Origin of the sequence: Nocardioides sp. JS614, from assembly GCF_000015265.1 — a bacterium.
Lineage (GTDB): Bacteria > Actinomycetota > Actinomycetes > Propionibacteriales > Nocardioidaceae > Nocardioides.
This window is the reverse complement of sequence record NC_008699.1, coordinates 3,710,678-3,727,259: the sequence shown is the minus strand read 5'-3', so window position 1 is coordinate 3,727,259 and position 16,582 is coordinate 3,710,678. Positions and strand designations below refer to the sequence as shown.

The following is a 16,582-nucleotide window of genomic DNA, read 5'->3' as shown; positions in this document are numbered from 1 at the left end:
GCGCCGTGTCGAGCCTGCTCGCGCTCGCGCTGACGACCCCGATGCTGGCCGCGGGCGCGCTGGCGACCGCCGGCCCGGCCGCGGCCGCGGAGGCGGAGGCGGACGTCTGGAAGGTGCCCTCGCACGCGAGCATCACGATCAAGGGTCGCGGCTACGGGCACGGCCACGGGATGTCGCAGTACGGCGCCGAGGGCGCCGCCCGCCAGGGCCTCACCCACCGCGAGATCGCGGAGTTCTACTACCCCGGCACCGAGTGGGGGACCAGCAAGGGCCGGATCAGCGTGCTGCTGACCGCCGACACCACCGACGACCTGGTCGTGAACGCCCGGTCCGGGCTCACCGTCCGCGACACCGCGGTCAAGGGCCGGGTCGCGCTGCCCGACAACGGCGCGAAGCGCTGGCGGGTCGCGGTCGGCAAGGACGGGGTGAACCGCGTCTCCTACCGGGACCGGCGCTGGCAGCCGTGGCGGGACCTGACGGGCCAGGGCGAGTTCTACGCGGGCGGTGAGCCGGTCACGCTGGTCACCCCGAGCGGTGAGCGCTCCTACCGGGGCCGGCTCCGCGTCGCGGTGACCGCCACCGGCGAGCGGGTCACGGTCAACGACGTCGACCTGGAGAGCTACCTCAGGGGCGTCGTCCCGCTGGAGATCCCGGCGCTGTGGAGCACCGAGGCGGTCCGCGCCCAGGCGGTGGCGGCCCGCACCTACGCGTCGTACGAGCGCCGGCACCCGCAGTCGCGGGCCTATCAGCTCTGCGACACCTGGTCCTGCCAGGTCTACGGCGGGGTCGACGCGGAGCACCCCGCCTCCGACCGAGCCGTCGATGCCACCGCCGGGTCGATCCTCACCAGCGACGGCGCGCCGGCGTTCACCCAGTTCGGGTCGAGCAGCGGCGGTTGGACGTCGGCGGGCTCGGTGCCCTACCTGCCGGCCAAGCGTGACCCGTACGACGGCTGGTCGGGCAACCCGGTGCACACCTGGACCACGACCGTCGACGACGCGCGCCTCGAGCAGGCCTGGCCCGCGCTCGGTGATCTGAGGCGGATCGCGGTCACCGCGCGGGACGGCAACGGCCGTTGGGGCGGCCGGGTCCGCACGATCGCGATGCGCGGCAGCCAGGGCAAGGTCGTCGTCTCCGGGGACACGTTCCGGGCCGTGCTCGGGCTGCGCTCGACCTGGGTGACCTTCAGGGTCGCCGCTCGCTGAGCACCGGGCGGAGCACCAGCCCGGCGACCAGCGCCCAGAAGGCCGCGCCGATGCCGAGTACGGTGATGCCGGAGGCGGCGACGAGGAAGCACACGACGACGGCCTCCCGACCGCCCTCGTCGTCGAGGGCGCCGGCCAGGGCGGCGCCGAGCGTCCCGAGCAGCGCGAGGCCGGCGGCGGCCTGCATGACGTCACCGGGCGCGGCGGCGACCAGGGTGGTGAGCGCCCCGCAGCCGAGCGCGAGCACCAGGTAGGTGCCCGACGCGCTGACGCACGCGATCCAGCGTCGGGAGCGGTCCTCGCCCGCGGCGGGGCCCGCCGCGAGCGCCGCCGTGATCGCCGCCAGGTTGATCGCATGCCCGCCGAACGGCGCGCCGGCGAGGGTGCCGACGCCGGTGACCGTCATCGTCTCGCGCCACGGGATCTGGTAGCCGAAGCTGGACGTGACCGCGACGCCGGGGACGTTCTGCGAGGCCATGGTCACGATGTAGAGCGGTACGGCGAGGCTCATCGCGCTCGACACCGTCCAGTGCGGCGTGGTCCAGGCGAGCGCCGGGACCAGGTCAGGGGCCGAGACCGAGGAGCCGGCCGCCACGAGCACCACCACCAGGGCGACCGCGAGCGCGACCGGCACCGCCCACCGGCGGGAGACCCGGTGCATAACCAGCCAGGCGAGCACGACCGGACCGACGTACGTCGGCGAGTCGGCCAGGCCGGTCACCGGCTCCAGGCAGATCGGCAGCAGCACGCCGGCGAGCATCGCGCGCGCCAGCGAGGTCGGGATCCGGGCGATCAGCTCGCCGAGCGCCGGGACCAGGCCGGTGAGCACGATCAGGACGCCGGTCACCACGAACGCCCCGACCGCGGCCGGCCAGCCGCCGGAGACCGTGCCGGTGGACAGCAGCAGGGCCGCCCCCGGGGTCGACCACGCGAGCGTGATCGGGATGCGGTGCCGGACCGCGAGCCAGAGCATGCCGAGCGCCTGGGTCACGCACAGGACGAGCAGGCCGGACGCGGCCTCGGCCGCCGTCGCGCCGATCGCGACGAGCCCGGTCAGGACGACCACGAAGGAGCTGCTGAAGCCGACGACCGCGGTGACGACGCCGGCGAGGACCGGCGTGCTGCGCCGGTCGGGCGCGTGGCTCAGGACAGCACCAGCACCAGGTCGCCGCCCTCGACGGCCTGGGTGCCGGACAGGGCCAGCCGCTCGACCGTGCCGGCGACCGGAGCGGTGATCGAGGCCTCCATCTTCATCGCCTCGATCGTGGCAACGGTGTCGCCGGCGGCGACCTGCTGGCCCTCCTCGACCACGATCGACACCACGCCCTGGAACGGCGCCGCGACGTGGCCGGGCTTCGAGGTGTCGGCCTTCTCGGCGGCGGCCACCTCGGCGGCCACGCTCCGATCGCGGACGCTGACCGGGCGGAGCTGCCCGTTGATCGTGGTCATCACGGTCCGGAAGCCACGCTCGTCGGGCTCGGTGATCGCCTGCACGCCGAGGATCAGGGTCTTGCCCTCCTCGATCTCGACCGCATGCTCCTCGCCGCGCCGCAGCCCGTAGAGGTAGTCCAGGGTCGGCAGCACCGAGGTGTCGCCGTACCGCAGCCGCGACTCGGTGAACTCCTTGGTGGGACCGGGGAACAGCAGCTCGTTGAGGGTACGGCGACGGGTCGGGCTGCTCCCGGCGAGGCCCTCGCGCTGCTCGTCGTCGAGCTCCTCCACCGGCGGCTTGTGGGTGCGGCCGGCGAGCGCCTTGGTGCGGAACGGCTCGGGCCAGCCGCCCGGGGGGTCGCCGAGCTCGCCGTTGAGGAACCCGATCACCGAGTCCGGGATGTCGAACTTCCCGGGCTCGTCGGCGAACTCGGTCGGGTCGGCGCCCACCGCGACCAGGTGCAGCGCCAGGTCGCCGACGACCTTCGAGGACGGGGTCACCTTGACGACGTTGCCGAGGATGTCGTTGGCGGCGGCGTACATGTCCTCGATCTGCTCGAACTTCTCCCCGAGGCCGAGCGCGATCGCCTGCTGGCGCAGGTTGGAGAGCTGACCGCCGGGGATCTCGTGGCGGTAGACCCGCCCGGTCGGCGAGGGCAGGCCGGACTCGAACGGCGCGTAGACGCGGCGGGTCGCCTCCCAGTACGGCTCGAGCGCGGAGACCGCGCCGAGTGAGAGCCCGGTCTCCCGCGGCCCGTGGTCGGTTGCCGAGACCAGCGCCGAGAGCGGCGGCTGCGAGGTCGTCCCCGCCATCGACGCGGTCGCGGCGTCGACCGCGTCGACGCCTGCGTCGATCGCCGCGAGCAGGGTGGCGAGCTGGCCGCCCGGGGTGTCGTGGGTATGCAGGTGCACGGGCAGGTCGAACCGGTCGCGCAGCGCGGTGACCAGCGTGCGCGCGGCGGGCACCCGCAGCAGGCCGGCCATGTCCTTGATCGCCAGCACATGTGCCCCGGCGTCGACGATCCGGTCGGCGAGCTCGAGGTAGTAGTCGAGCGTGTAGAGCGTCTCGTCCGGGTCGGAGAGGTCGCCGGTGTAGCAGAGGGCGACCTCGGCGACGGCCGTGCCGGTCGCCCGCACCGCCTCGATCGCCGGGCGCATCTGCTCGACGTCGTTGAGGGCGTCGAAGATCCGGAAGACGTCGATGCCGGTGGCCGCCGCCTCCTCGACGAAGGCCTGGGTGACGTCGGCGGGGTACGGCGTGTACCCGACCGTGTTGCGGCCGCGCAGCAGCATCTGGAGGCAGATGTTCGGGACCGCCTGGCGCAGCGCGGCCAGCCGCTCCCACGGGTCCTCGGCGAGGAACCGCAGGGCGACGTCGTAGGTCGCGCCGCCCCAGGCCTCGAGCGACCACAGCTGTGGTGTGGTGCGCGCGACGTGGCCGGCGACCGCGAGCAGGTCGCGGGTGCGGACCCGGGTGGCGAGCAGGCTCTGGTGAGCGTCGCGGAACGTGGTGTCGGTGACCGCGACGCCGGTCTGCGCGCGCAGCCGGCGCGCGAACTCCTCGGGACCGACGTCGAGCAGCAGCTGGCGGGTGCCGTCCGGGGCCGGGACGTCGAGGTTGACCTCCGGCAGCTTGGTCACCGGGTCGATGCTCACCGGCGCGGGGCCGTGCGGCTGGTTCACGGTCACGTCGGCGAGGTAGTGCAGCAGCCTGCTGCCGCGGTCGCCCGAGCTCCGCGCCTGCAGCAGCTGTGGGTGGGTCTCGATGAAGGAGGTGGTGACGTGGCCCGAGGAGAAGTCCGGGTCGACCAGCACCGCCTGGAGGAACGGGATGTTCGTGGAGACGCCCCGGATCCGGAACTCGGCGACCGCCCGGCGGGCCTTCTCGACCGCCTTCTCGAACGTGCGGCCCCGACAGGTGAGCTTGGCCAGCATCGAGTCGAAGTGGGCGGACACCTCGGCGCCGGTGTACACGGTGCCCCCGTCGAGGCGGACGCCGCCGCCGCCGGGGGAGCGGTAGGTGGTGATCACCCCGGTGTCGGGGCGGAAGTTGTTGGCCGGGTCCTCGGTGGTGATCCGGCACTGGAGCGCCGCCCCGCGCAGGGTCACGGTCTCCTGGGAGAGCCCGAGGTCCGCCAGCGTCTCGCCGGACGCGATCCGCAGCTGGGACTGCACGAGGTCGACGTCGGTGACCTCCTCGGTCACGGTGTGCTCCACCTGGATGCGGGGGTTCATCTCGATGAAGTGGTAGGTGCCCTTGGCGTCCAGCAGGAACTCGACGGTGCCGGCGTTGCGGTAGCCGATCTCCTTCGCGAAGCGCACGGCGTCCGCGCAGATCCGGTCCCGCAGCTCGGGGTCGAGATTGGGTGCGGGCGCGATCTCGATGACCTTCTGGTGGCGCCGCTGCACCGAGCAGTCGCGCTCGAAGAGGTGCATCACGTGGCCCTCGCCGTCGGCGAGGACCTGCACCTCGATGTGGCGCGGGTCGACCACGGCCTGCTCGATGAAGACCGTCGGGTCGCCGAACGCGCCCTCGGCCTCACGCATGCAGGTCTCGACCGCCTCGCGCAGCTGCCCGGGCGCGTCCACGCGCCGCATGCCCCGGCCGCCGCCCCCGGCGACGGCCTTCACGAACAGCGGGTACGGCAGCTCCCCGGCGGACTCCACCAGCGCGTCGACATCGGTGGACGGCTCGACGCTGGCGAGGGTCGGGACCCCCGCGGCCGTCGCCGCCGCGATCGCCCGGGCCTTGTTGCCGGTCAGCGTGAGCACGTCGGCGGTCGGGCCGACGAAGGTGATGCCGGCGTTCGCGCACGCCTCCGCGAGGGCGGGGTTCTCCGAGAGGAAGCCGTACCCGGGGTAGACGGCGTCCGCGCCGGCGCGGATCGCGACCGCGACGATCGCCTCGGGGTCGAGGTAGGCGCGTACCGGGTGGCCGCGCTCACCGATCTCGTAGGCCTCGTCGGCCTTGAGCCGGTGCTCGGACCAGCGGTCCTCGTACGGGAAGACGGCCACCGTGCGCGCGCCGAGCTCGTAGGCGGCGCGGAACGCCCGGATCGCGATCTCGCCGCGGTTGGCGACCAGGACCTTGGAGAACATGCGCACACCGTATAAGCCGACACCGCTCCGTCCGCCCTGCGCACGCTGAGACGAGACGTGTCGCCCGGTCAGCGCGGCGGCGCGGTGACGAAGGCCCGGAGCAGATCGGGCGTCGCCGCCAGGGCCAGGGCGACGGCGGCTTCCTCGGGGACGTCGAGGGCGGCCACGGACTGCCGGCCGCCGGCGGTCGTCGCGACCAGCGAGGTCAGCCCGGCGCGGCGCTGGAACCACGTGGACCGCAGGTTCCAGCCGATGACGCCGTCCACCTCGAGCGCCTCCCGGCGGCGGTCCAGGCTGCCCGAGCGCACCACGAAGTGGCCGTCGACCAGAGCGTGCCCCAGCGCGGCGCTGCGGTCGGCGGCGAGCAGGACGGCGACCGGCAGCCCGAGGGCCGCCAACACCGGCAGCCAGAGCGGCAGGTCCGCGACCGCCGTCAGCACGATCGCCACCGCCGCGACCAGCAGCGCGGGGCCGAGGGCCCGGCTGAACCGCCTGGCCCGGGCCCGGGGGCCGTGCCAGGCCAGCGGCGCGTCGAGCGGCGCGGCGGTGCGCAGCACGTCACCGGCGACCCGCTCGACCACCGCCCGCGGGGCCGGCGGCACCAGCACCGCGGATCCGGATCGGCCGCGGTCGAGCCCGGTGACGATCGCCGACGCACGGGCCGCCCCGGCCAGCCGCAGCCCGATCGGCTCGCCCACGACCACGCCGCGCAGCCGCACGTCGTCGATCGTGGTCTCACGAGTGGTGAGCAGCCCGCGGCGCAGGTGCCACGCCCCGCCCCGACCGGGCCCGGTGTGGGTCAGCCGGAAGCCCCAGTTGCTGACGACGTACCCCCCGATCGAGAGCAGCGCGACGGCCGCGACGAGGCCGAGCACGCCGAGCGGTACGGCGACCCAGAGGGACCAGCCGCCGGGGCCGTCGGACAGCCACTGGGTGTCGACCCGGATCCCGCCGAGGCTGTCGGCGACCTGGCTGGCGAGGCCGAGCACACCGGCGGCGAGCACCAGTCCGGAGCTGGTGAGCGGCGCGTACCGGACCCATGCCGGGTCGAGGTCGAGGACCGTGACGGCGGCCTCCTCGGCCGGGCCGGTGCCGGCGGTGAGGAGGTCGGCGCGCAGCCGGCGGGCGCGCTCGGCCGGCAGCCCGTCCAGGTCCAGGTGGTCGTCCTCGTCCGAGGACGCCGTACCGGTGCCGATCCGCACCGAGGTCAGCCCCAGCAGCCGGTGCACCGGCGGCGCCGTGACCTCGACCGTCCGCACCCGGTCCAGCGGGGTGGAGAGCACGTGCCGGTTCAGCAGGCCGCGGCGCAGCTCGACCCGCCCCTGAGCGATCCGGTAGGACGTCGTCACGTACCGCAGCACGCCGAGGGCGACGGGCACCCCGACGCCCAGCAGCTGCAACCACGTGCCCGGGCCGCCGGACGCCGTACCGGCGACGAAGGCGCCGATCACCACGGGCAGGAAGCGCCCCAGCTCCTTGACCGGATAGACCAACAGCATCCGGGGGTCCGGTCGCTGCCAGCCCGCGCCGGCGTCGTCGCTCACGTGGCGTCACCCGGGACGCTGTCGGCCATCAGCGTCAGCTCGTCGACCAGGGCGAGTGCCCGCTCGCGCTCCAGGCCATCGATCTCGAGTGCCCCGGCGGCCGACGCAGTGGTGACCGTGACCGTCGCGAGCCCGAAGAGCCGAGCGATGGCCCCCTCGGCGTGGTCGACGGTCTGGATGCGGGACATGGGCGCGATCCGCCGCTCGCGGGCCCACCAGCCGGTCTGGGTGTAGACGGCGGTCCCGGTGACCTCCCAGCGGTGCACCCGGTAGCGCCATTGCGGCACGACCACGACGTACGCCGCCGCCCCGAGCGCGACCGGCACCAGCGCCCACCACGGCAGCGGCAGCCAGCCGCCCACCGGCCCGGTGACCACCAGCACGACCAGCAGCGCACCCGCCTCGAGGGCGGCCCCGAGGCCCCACATCAGCCGGGCGCGCGGGCTGACCCGTTGGCTCGGCTCGCGCAGCCGCGGCTGGCTCTGCTCGGTCATGCCACCGAACCTAGCGCCGAGCGTCAGTCCTTCAGCTCGCAGATCACTGCGCCGTTGCCGACGGTCTGACCGACCTCGGCCTCGAGCCCGGTGACCATTCCGGCCTTGTGCGCCTTGAGCGGCTGCTCCATCTTCATCGCCTCGATGACGACCACCGTGTCGCCCTCGGCGACCTGCTGGCCCTCCTCGACGACGACCTTGACGATCGTGCCCTGCATCGGGCTGGTGACCGCATCGCCGCTGGCCGCCGCTCCGGCCTTCTTGCCGGCCGCGCGCTTGGGCTTCTTGGCGCCGCCGGCCGCACCGGCGGCCAGTTGGCCGAGACCACCCGGCAGGACGACCTCGAGCCGCTTCCCGCCGACCTCGACCACGACCCGCTGCCGGTCCTCGGGCTCGTCACCCGCGGCCGCGTCGCCGCCGTACGGCGTGATCTGGTTGTCGAAGTCGGTCTCGATCCACTGGGTGTAGACGTCGAACTTCTCGTCGTCGCCCACGAACGCCGGGTCGGAGACGACCGCGCGGTGGAACGGGATGACCGTCGGCATGCCGTCCACGACGAACTCGTCGAGCGCGCGCCGTGAGCGCTCCAGCGCCTGGGTGCGGTCGCGGCCGGTGACGATCAGCTTGGCGATCAGGGAGTCGAACGAGCCGGGGATGGTCTCGCCGTTCTCGTAGCCGCCGTCGAGGCGGACGCCGGGGCCGCTCGGCGGGCTCCAGGCCGACAGGGTGCCGGGCGCCGGCATGAAGTTGCGGCCGCCGTCCTCGGCGTTGATGCGGAACTCGATCGAGTGGCCGCGGATCTCCGGGTCGTCGTAGCCGAGCTCCTCGCCCGCCGCGATGCGGAACATCTCGCGGACCAGGTCGATGCCGGTGACCTCCTCGGACACGCAGTGCTCGACCTGGAGCCGGGTGTTGACCTCGAGGAAGGAGATGGTGCCGTCCTGGGCGACCAGGAACTCGCAGGTGCCGGCGCCGTAGTAGCCGGCCTCCTTCAAGATCCGCTTGGAGGACTCGTAGAGCTCGCTCAGCTGCTCGTCGGTGAGGTACGGCGCGGGCGCCTCCTCGACCAGCTTCTGGTTGCGGCGCTGGAGCGAGCAGTCGCGCGTGGAGACGACGACGACGTTGCCGTGCTGGTCGGCGAGGCACTGGGTCTCGACGTGGCGCGGCTTGTCCAGGAACTTCTCGACCAGGCACTCGCCGCGGCCGAACGCCGTGACGGCCTCGCGCACCGCGGACTCGAAGGCGTCGGGGATCTCCTCGAGGGTGCGGGCGACCTTGAGGCCGCGGCCGCCGCCGCCGAAGACCGCCTTGATCGCGACCGGCAGCCCGTTGGCCTTCGCGAACTCGACGACCTCGTCGGCGTCCTTGACCGGGTCCTTGGTGCCGGGGGCCAACGGGGCGTTCGCCTTGTCGGCGATGTGCTTGGCCTTGGCCTTGTCGCCCAGCGCCTCGATGGCAGCCGGCGGCGGGCCGATCCAGGTCAGCCCGGCGTCCATGACCGCCTGGGCGAAGTCGGCGTTCTCGGCGAGGAAGCCGTAGCCGGGATGCACCGAGTCGGCGCCGGACTGCTCGGCGACCGCGATGATCTTGGCGATGTCGAGGTAGGAGTCGGCGGGGGTCGCCCCGCCGAGCGCGTAGGCCTCGTCGGCGAGGCGGACGAACAGCGCGTCGCGGTCGGGGTCGGCGTACACCGCCACAGAGCCGATGCCGGCGTCCTTGCACGCGCGGATCACGCGCACCGCGATCTCCCCGCGGTTGGCGACAAGGACCTTCTGTAGCGGCTTCGACTCCGTCATGTGTCTCCTGCTCTCGGCTTGATCTCCGCGGGGCAGGCTACCGTCCGGGACGCCGTTCGGGTTGTGGCGCACGTCGCACCCGCGAGCGGTGCCGGACGGTGGCGGGTGCGTCAGCCGGGCTGTGGTACTTCGGCCAGCCGACCGTGCTGGAGCCGGACCCGGCGGTCGCGACCGCGCCGCCCGCGGCGCACCACCAGGGCCTCGCCGCCGGGGAGTCGGCCGACTAGATGGGTCCACAGCAGATTCACCGGGATGCGGAGTGCCGGGTACCACGGCAGCCGCGCGGGCAGGCCGAGCTCGTGCATGCCGGTGCGCCCGTTGAGGAAGGTCGCCGAGCTCAGCCCGGCCTCGCGGGCCAGGACACCGCGCCACCCCCCGCCCGGCACGTCCGCCTGGCTGTCGACCAGGGCCCGCGCGAGCACCCGGCTGCTCTCGTCCGGCCCGGGGTCGTGGGCGAGCAGGTGGTAGATGATCCGCCGCCCGGCCTGCTCCGTGTGCGGCAGCCAGTGGTCCTCGACCCCGAGCAGCCAGCCGATGTAGCTCCACAGGTGCATGACCGCGCGTGAATCACGGCGGCTGACCCGGATGCCCAGCAACCGGGCCTGGAGCAGGGGGGTGGTGCTGAAGACGGCGAGCGTGCTGGCCTGGTCGTACTGGTTGATCGGGGTGCCGCGCAGCTCCCAGTCCCAGGTGGGGTCCTGCTCGAGCTGGTAGTTCACGAACGCGTGCATCACCCGCACGTGCACGGTGAGCCGCCACCCCTCCGAGCCCCGCCGCATCCCGTCGTCCTCGATGCAGGCGAGGAACCAGCGGCTCGTCTCCGCCGTACGACGGGCGGTGCTCGCGCCGAGCAGCCGCCCGGACCGCACGAGGGGCTCCAGGGCGGCGGCGGAGCGGTAGCCGCCCAGCAGTGAGCCCCAGGTGAGCAGGTCGAACCCGTCCCAGCCGAGCTTCTGCATGGCCCGGGCGCCGCGGTCGAGGAGCGCGTCGTCGACCCACGCGGGGCGAGCGTCCACGACCGCGAAGAACCGGCGCAGCGCCGGCGGCGCCCCGGGCACCGACCCGATGCCGTGCTCGAGGGCCTGGCGGAACTGCGGCATCGTCACCGAGTGCTCCTCGCGCACCGCCCGGACCAGCGCGTGGGCCTCGTCGTCGCGGCGCAGCAGCGCGGCCCGCATGCGGTCCAGCTCCGCCGGCGTCGGCTCGGGGCGGCGACCGGCGACCAGGCGGAGCGGCCGCGCGGCGCGGCGGGCCCACGCGGGGTCGGAGCCGAACCGGGTGGGCGTCGGGAGCAGGTCAGTCATGACACCACGATAAAGTGAGCAAATGCTCATGTTCTACTCGCGTTCTGCCCCGGGGTGGGGGGAGCGCTGATGGGCCCGCGGCACGCCCCCGTGCAAGACCGCTCCCGGGCTATGGTCGACCGGCTCCTCGAGGCGGCCACTCGCGTCCTCGCCGAGCGCGGGTACGCCGGATTGAGCACCAACCGGGTCGCGGCCGTGGCCGGGGTCAGCGTCGGCTCGCTCTACCGCTACTTCGGCGACAAGGACGACCTGGTGCGCGAGCTGCGGGTCCGCAGCACCGCGGACATCCTGGCCGATCTCACGACGGTGCTGTCCGCAGCGGCGCCGCTGGCCACCCGCGACGCGATCCGCGAGGTCATCGCGACCCTGGTGGCCGCCCTGCAACGGCACCGGGCCCTCACCGCAGCGCTGGTCAACGAGGTGCCGCTCGGCGCGCAGAGCAACGTGCTGCCCGAGGTGGAGCAGCAGCTGGCGCAGTTCACCCGGATGTTCGTCGCGATCCACGCCCCGCACCTGGAGCCGGCCGAGGCCGAGGCGCGCATCTACCTCGCGCTCGGGGTCACGTTGAGCAGCTGCCTGCGGATCGCGCTCGATCCGCCCGTCGGGATCCCCGAGCAGCGCCTCGTCGACCTGACGGCCGACCTGCTGCACACCGGCCTGGTCCTGTCCTGAACCGGCGCCGCGGCCCGGACCTTCACGACGACTCGGATGGGGACCACCGCCGCACTCACGTCGATCGCGGCCGCGCTCGCGACCGACGTGGTGGTGCCAGACGACTGGGGGTGCTGCGGCTTCGCCGGTGATCGCGGCATGCTGCATCCGGAGCTGACGGCGAGCGCGACCGCCGCCGAGGCGGCGGAGGTGCGCCGAGCAGAGCACGACCTTTACCTGTCCTCGAACCGGACCTGTGAACTCGGGCTGAGCCGAGCGACCGGCATGAGGTACGAGCACGCGCTCCAAGCGCTCGAGCGTGCCACCCGAGCTGGGTGAAGGCTCGACCCGTGGACTACCGGGAGGACTCGTTTCCGGGCCCCGGTGGGTTGTGCCGCGGCGGGGATGGCCGCTCTCGCCGGGTGGGTAGCCGGCGGTTGCGCTGTGCTCCGGTTCCACCGACGTCATGGCTGCTCCTCCGTCCTACTGGGTGGGCGGGGCCGCGGCCGGCCGGGCCGCGGATCGATGGTTAACAATCGCTAACCGGACGGGTTAGGGTGGCGGCCATGAGCGAGTCGTCGACCTACGAGCTGTCCCGCGAGCACGAGGAGTTCCGTCGCAGCGTCCGCGAGTTCGCGGAGGCCGAGATCGGGCCGCACGCGGCGCAGTGGGACCGAGAGCACCACTTCCCGATCGACGTCGTGCGCAAGATGGGCGCTCTGGGGCTCTTCGGCCTCACCGCCCCGGAGGAGTACGGCGGGGCCGGCGAGGACGGTGACTTCACCAGCCTGTGCGTGGCGATCGAGGAGATCGGTCGCGTGGACCAGTCGCTGGGCATCACGCTCGAGGCCGCGGTCGGCCTCGGCATCAACCCGATCCTGGCCTACGGCACCGCCGACCAGCGGGACACCTGGCTCCCGGACCTGGTCTCCGGGGAGCGGCTCGCCGGGTTCGGGCTGACCGAGCCGGGTGCGGGCTCCGACGCCGGCGCGACGAAGACCCGCGCCGTCCTCGAGAACGGTGAGTGGGTGGTCAACGGTTCCAAGCAGTTCATCACCAACTCGGGCTCGGAGCTGACCAGCGTCGTGACCGTGACCGCGCGCACCGGGACCCGGGAGAACGGGTCCGCCGAGATCAGCACGATCATGGTGCCGAGCGGGACGCCCGGCTTCACGGCCGAGAAGGCCTACGACAAGCTCGGCTGGCACGCCTCCGACACCCACCCGTTGAGCCTCGAGGACGTGCGGGTCCCCGAGGCCAACCTGCTCGGCGAGCGCGGCCGCGGCTACGCCCAGTTCCTGGCGACGCTCGACGACGGGCGGGTCGCGATCGCCGCCCTCGCCGTGGGCTGCATCCAGGCGTGCCTGGAGCTCAGCCTGGAGTACGCCGGCGAGCGGCAGACCTTCGGCGGCCCGATCGGACGCAAGCAGGGGGTGGCCTTCCAGATCGCCGACCTCGAGGTGATGCTGCACGCCAGCCGACTGCTCACCTACCGCGCCGCCGCGATGAAGGACAGCCAGCGCGACGGGGGCGGCGCCTCGATGAAGGAGTTCAAGCAGGCCGCCGCCGTCGCCAAGCTCTACGCGACCGAGTCGGCGGTGACCGCCACCCGGATCGCCACCCAGGTCTTCGGCGGCTACGGCTTCATGGAGGAGTACCCCGTCGCCCGCTTCTACCGCGACGCCAAGGTCCTCGAGATCGGCGAGGGCACCTCCGAGGTGCAGCGGCTGCTCATCGCCCGCGGGCTGGGCCTGCCCGTCGAATAGCCTCCGCGTCCCGGAGTTGGTCGGTCGACCGGTTAGCCTTGTCAACATGGGAGGCCGGTGGGAACGCGTCTTCACCGAGGCGTACCGGTTCCTCGCTGTGGGCGGCATCGCGACGATCGTCGCGTTCGTGATCTTCAACTTCCTGGTGCACGGGTTCAACACCGAGCACCAGGCGCTGCTCGACGGCCAGCCTTACCTCGGCTACGTCATCGCCAACACGGTCGGCATGACGATCAGCTACCGCGGCAGCCGCACCTGGGTGTTCAAGCACCGGCCGCCCCGCTCGGCCGACGGCGGCCGCACGGCGTTCATCGCGATCAACGTCGTCACGATGCTGCTCCCCATCGCGTGCCTGTGGCTGAGCCGCGACGTGCTCGGCCTCGACGACCCCTGGTCGGACAACATCTCGGCGAACGTGATCGGCCTGTTCTTCGGCCTCGTGGCGCGCTTCTACCTGTTCCGCACCCTGGTCTTCAAGCGGCCCGTGCACCTGCCGGACCTGATGCACAACCCGCTCCAGGTCTTCGAGCTCAACGAGCTCGCCGACCCCGACGTGGCGCCCGTGGTGCTCACCGACTCCACAGATCCGTCCAGGAGTGACCCAGCTCGGCGACCAGGTCCCTGAGCAGCGGCAGGCTGACGCCGACCACGTTGTGGTGGTCGCCCTCGATGCCGGTGACGAAGGCGCCGCCGAGCCCGTCGACGGTGAACGCCCCCGCGACGGCCAGCGGCTCGCCGGTGGCGACGTACGCCGCGACCTCGTCGTCGGTCACGTCCGCGAAATGGACCGTGGTCGCGGCGGTTGCCGCGGCCACCCGGCCCGAGGCGGTGTCGGTCAGGCAGTGCCCGGTCAGCAGCACGCCGGTGCGCCCACGCATCGCGTGCCAACGCTCGACCGCCTCGTCGGCGTCGGCGGGCTTGCCGAGCGCGGCCCCGTCGAGCTCGAGCACGGAGTCGCAGCCCAGGACCAGCGAACCCTCCGGGAGGTCGGTCCGGCCGGCGACGGCCGCCGACTTCAGCTCGGCCAGCTGGAGGGCGAGCTCGGCCGGCGGCAGCCCGTCGAGCTGCGACTCGTCGACGCCGGACACGACCACCGTGGGGTCGAGGCCGGCGCTGCGCAGGGTGGCGAGCCGGGCGGGGGAGGCGGAGGCCAGGACGAGCTGGACGGAGGGGGTGCTCACCCGGGGGATTGAAGCATCTCGAGGCCCTCGCCGAACGAACAGGTGGTGAGCGCCGCGAGCGGGTCGCCCGGATGCAGGTGCTCGGGCGCGCCCATCGAGATCATCACGTTGAGCAACATGCCGTAGGCGACGAAGTCGCGGCACTGCTCGTCGGTCCAGCCGGTGCGCTGGATCGTCGCGAACACCTCGCCCATGCAGCGGCGGGCGACCGCCGCGATCTCGGGCACGCCGCCGCTCGAGAAGCCGTGCATCTGCACCTGCAGGAACTCCCGGTCGCGGAGCAGGGCGGCATAGGCGAGGCCCATCCTCGCCTTGTCGTCCTCGCTCTCCGGGTCGAACGGGCCCTCGTCGAGGACCGCGCCGAACGCCGACGTGATCCGGTCGCCCGAGCGCTGGAAGACCTCTAGGAACAGCTCGAGCTTGGTGCCGAACATCCGGACGACGTACGGCTGGGAGACGCCCGCCTCCCGGGCGATCGCGTCGGTGCTGGTCCCGTGGTAGCCGCCGAGCGCGAACGCGCGGGTCGCCGCGCCGAGGATCGCCTCGCGCCGCTCCTCGCCGCTCATCCGGACCGCCTTCGTGGCACTCATGCTTGACATGTTATCAGTCGATTACTTAGTGTCCTTTCGGTCAAGTAATCATTCAATTACAACCAAGGACCTCCGATGACAGCTCTCGACGTGGCGGTCGCACCGGCCCCGACGCGGTCCCGACGCTCGCCGGTGTGGCTCGCCGTCCTCGCGGCCTCGCTGCCGATGTTCATGGCCACCCTTGACAACCTGGTGATGACCAGCGCGCTGCCGGTGATCCGGACCGACCTCGGCTCGTCGGTCAACCAGCTCTCCTGGTTCATGAACGCCTATACGCTGACCTTCGCGACCTTCATGCTCCCCGCCGCGACCCTCGGCGACCGGCTCGGCCGACGGCGGATGATGCTCGCGGGCCTGACCGTCTTCACGCTCGCGTCGGTCGCGTCGGCGCTGAGCACCACCTCGGAGGCGCTGATCGCGGCGCGCGCCGTGCAGGGCCTCGGTGCGGCGGCGATCATGCCGCTCTCCCTGACCCTGCTCGCCTCCGCCGTGCCCCCGGCCCTGCGCTCGGCCGCCATCGGGATCTGGGGTGGCGTCAGCGGGCTCGGTGTCGCGCTCGGTCCCGTGGTCGGCGGCGCGGTCGTCGAGGGCGTCAGCTGGCAGGCGATCTTCTGGCTCAACGTCCCGGTGGCCGCGGTCGCGGGGCCGCTGCTGGTCCTCGGGGTGCGCGAGTCGCACGGCGCCTGGCAGCGGCTCGACCTGGTCGGGACCCTGCTCGTCGGCGGCGCGGTCCTCCTCGGGATCTGGGGCATCGTGCACGGCAACGACGACGGCTGGGGCGATCCGCGGGTCCTCGGCCCGCTCGTGGTCGCTGCGCTGCTGGCGCCGGCGTACCTGCGCTGGGCCCGAGGTCGTTCCCACGCGGTCCTGCCGCTGCGGCTGTTCGCCGCGCGTGGGTTCTCCGTCGCGAACGTGATCGCCCTGTTCTTCACCATCGGGATGTTCGGGACGGTCTTCCTGCTCACGCAGTACCTCCAGGTGGTCCAGGGCTACAGCCCGCTCGCCGCTGGCGTGCGCACGCTGCCGTGGACGGCCGCACCGATGGTGGTCGCGCCGCTCGCCGGCCTGCTGGCGCCGCGCACCGGCTTGCGGGCGCTGCTCCTGACGGGGCTGGCGCTCCAGACCGGGTCGCTGGTCTGGTTCGCGGTGCTCACCGAGACCGCTGCGGGCTACCCGGCGTTCATGCCGGCGCTGCTGATGGCCGGGGTCGGGATGGGGCTGACGTTCGCACCGATGGCGACTGCCGTGCTCGAGGGCCTGCCCGAGGAGGACTTCGCCATGGCCAGCTCGGCCAACTCCACGATCCGCGAGTTCGGGGTCGCGCTCGGCATCGCCGTGCTCACGGCGGTCTTCCTCGGCAACGGCGGCGCGATCGAGCCGCTCGGGTACGACGGCGCGATCGGCCCGGCGCTGCTGACCGGCGCCGGGGCCGTGGCGGTTGCGACACTCGCCGCGCTGCTCGCTCCCGGCAGGGGGAGGCGGGCCACCCCTCGGGCCTGACGGCCCTCGGGCATGATGGCG

13 protein-coding genes and 1 pseudogene are annotated in these 16,582 nt (G+C 73.1%); 6 read left to right on the top strand and 8 right to left on the bottom strand.

What is annotated here, in order from left to right; translation table 11 throughout:
- Positions 1-5: 5 nt before the first annotated feature.
- A complete protein-coding gene (locus tag NOCA_RS19280) occupies positions 6-1,205 on the top strand; it encodes a SpoIID/LytB domain-containing protein (RefSeq protein ID WP_158305684.1) in 1,200 nt (399 codons plus the stop codon).
- On the opposite strand, the gene NOCA_RS19275 is transcribed toward NOCA_RS19280, so the two are convergent.
- The 6 genes from NOCA_RS19275 to NOCA_RS19250 form a co-directional block, all read right to left on the bottom strand.
- Positions 1,186-2,352, bottom strand: a complete 1,167-nt coding sequence (locus NOCA_RS19275; RefSeq protein ID WP_041547940.1) for a benzoate/H(+) symporter BenE family transporter — start codon at positions 2,350-2,352, stop codon at positions 1,186-1,188. The genes NOCA_RS19280 and NOCA_RS19275 overlap by 20 nt on opposite strands.
- The gene (locus NOCA_RS19270; protein WP_011756946.1) at positions 2,349-5,735 is read right to left on the bottom strand and encodes a pyruvate carboxylase; all 3,387 of its coding nucleotides are present in this window, start codon (positions 5,733-5,735) and stop codon (positions 2,349-2,351) included. The genes NOCA_RS19275 and NOCA_RS19270 overlap by 4 nt, the downstream gene beginning before the upstream one ends.
- Before the next feature lie 68 nt (positions 5,736-5,803).
- A complete protein-coding gene (locus NOCA_RS19265) occupies positions 5,804-7,279 on the bottom strand; it encodes a PH domain-containing protein (protein ID WP_011756945.1) in 1,476 nt (491 codons plus the stop codon).
- A complete protein-coding gene (locus NOCA_RS19260; RefSeq protein ID WP_011756944.1) occupies positions 7,276-7,773 on the bottom strand; it encodes a PH domain-containing protein in 498 nt (165 codons plus the stop codon). The genes NOCA_RS19265 and NOCA_RS19260 overlap by 4 nt, the downstream gene beginning before the upstream one ends.
- Positions 7,774-7,796: 23 nt before the next feature.
- Complete coding sequence (locus NOCA_RS19255; RefSeq protein WP_011756943.1) at positions 7,797-9,569, bottom strand: acetyl/propionyl/methylcrotonyl-CoA carboxylase subunit alpha; 1,773 nt, start codon at positions 9,567-9,569, stop codon at positions 7,797-7,799.
- Between the two features lie 110 nt (positions 9,570-9,679).
- On the bottom strand, positions 9,680-10,873 hold the full coding sequence (locus tag NOCA_RS19250) for an oxygenase MpaB family protein (protein WP_041546700.1): 1,194 nt from the start codon (positions 10,871-10,873) through the stop codon (positions 9,680-9,682).
- Between the two features lie 69 nt (positions 10,874-10,942).
- Between NOCA_RS19250 and NOCA_RS26025 the strand changes: the two genes are divergently transcribed.
- From NOCA_RS26025 to NOCA_RS19230, 4 genes and pseudogenes are all read left to right on the top strand, one after another.
- Entirely contained in the window at positions 10,943-11,545 is a 603-nt protein-coding gene (locus NOCA_RS26025; protein ID WP_011756941.1) for a TetR/AcrR family transcriptional regulator, read from the top strand.
- A gap of 18 nt (positions 11,546-11,563) precedes the next feature.
- Positions 11,564-11,863, top strand: a pseudogene (locus tag NOCA_RS19240) (heterodisulfide reductase-related iron-sulfur binding cluster); the annotation flags it as partial.
- A gap of 227 nt (positions 11,864-12,090) precedes the next feature.
- Positions 12,091-13,290, top strand: a complete 1,200-nt coding sequence (locus tag NOCA_RS19235; RefSeq protein WP_011756939.1) for an acyl-CoA dehydrogenase family protein — start codon at positions 12,091-12,093, stop codon at positions 13,288-13,290.
- Positions 13,291-13,336: 46 nt separating this feature from the next.
- A complete protein-coding gene (locus tag NOCA_RS19230) occupies positions 13,337-13,915 on the top strand; it encodes a GtrA family protein (RefSeq protein ID WP_011756938.1) in 579 nt (192 codons plus the stop codon).
- Here NOCA_RS19230 and NOCA_RS19225 read toward each other — a convergent pair.
- Both NOCA_RS19225 and NOCA_RS28495 read right to left on the bottom strand, forming a co-directional pair.
- Entirely contained in the window at positions 13,860-14,471 is a 612-nt protein-coding gene (locus NOCA_RS19225) for a Maf family protein (RefSeq protein WP_011756937.1), read from the bottom strand. The two genes, NOCA_RS19230 and NOCA_RS19225, sit on opposite strands and share 56 nt — an antisense overlap.
- Complete coding sequence (locus NOCA_RS28495; RefSeq protein WP_041546699.1) at positions 14,468-15,061, bottom strand: TetR/AcrR family transcriptional regulator; 594 nt, start codon at positions 15,059-15,061, stop codon at positions 14,468-14,470. The genes NOCA_RS19225 and NOCA_RS28495 overlap by 4 nt, the downstream gene beginning before the upstream one ends.
- 75 nt (positions 15,062-15,136) lie before the next feature.
- On the opposite strand from NOCA_RS28495, the gene NOCA_RS19215 reads away from it, so the two are divergent.
- Complete coding sequence (locus NOCA_RS19215; RefSeq protein WP_011756935.1) at positions 15,137-16,561, top strand: MFS transporter; 1,425 nt, start codon at positions 15,137-15,139, stop codon at positions 16,559-16,561.
- Positions 16,562-16,582 lie beyond the last annotated feature (21 nt).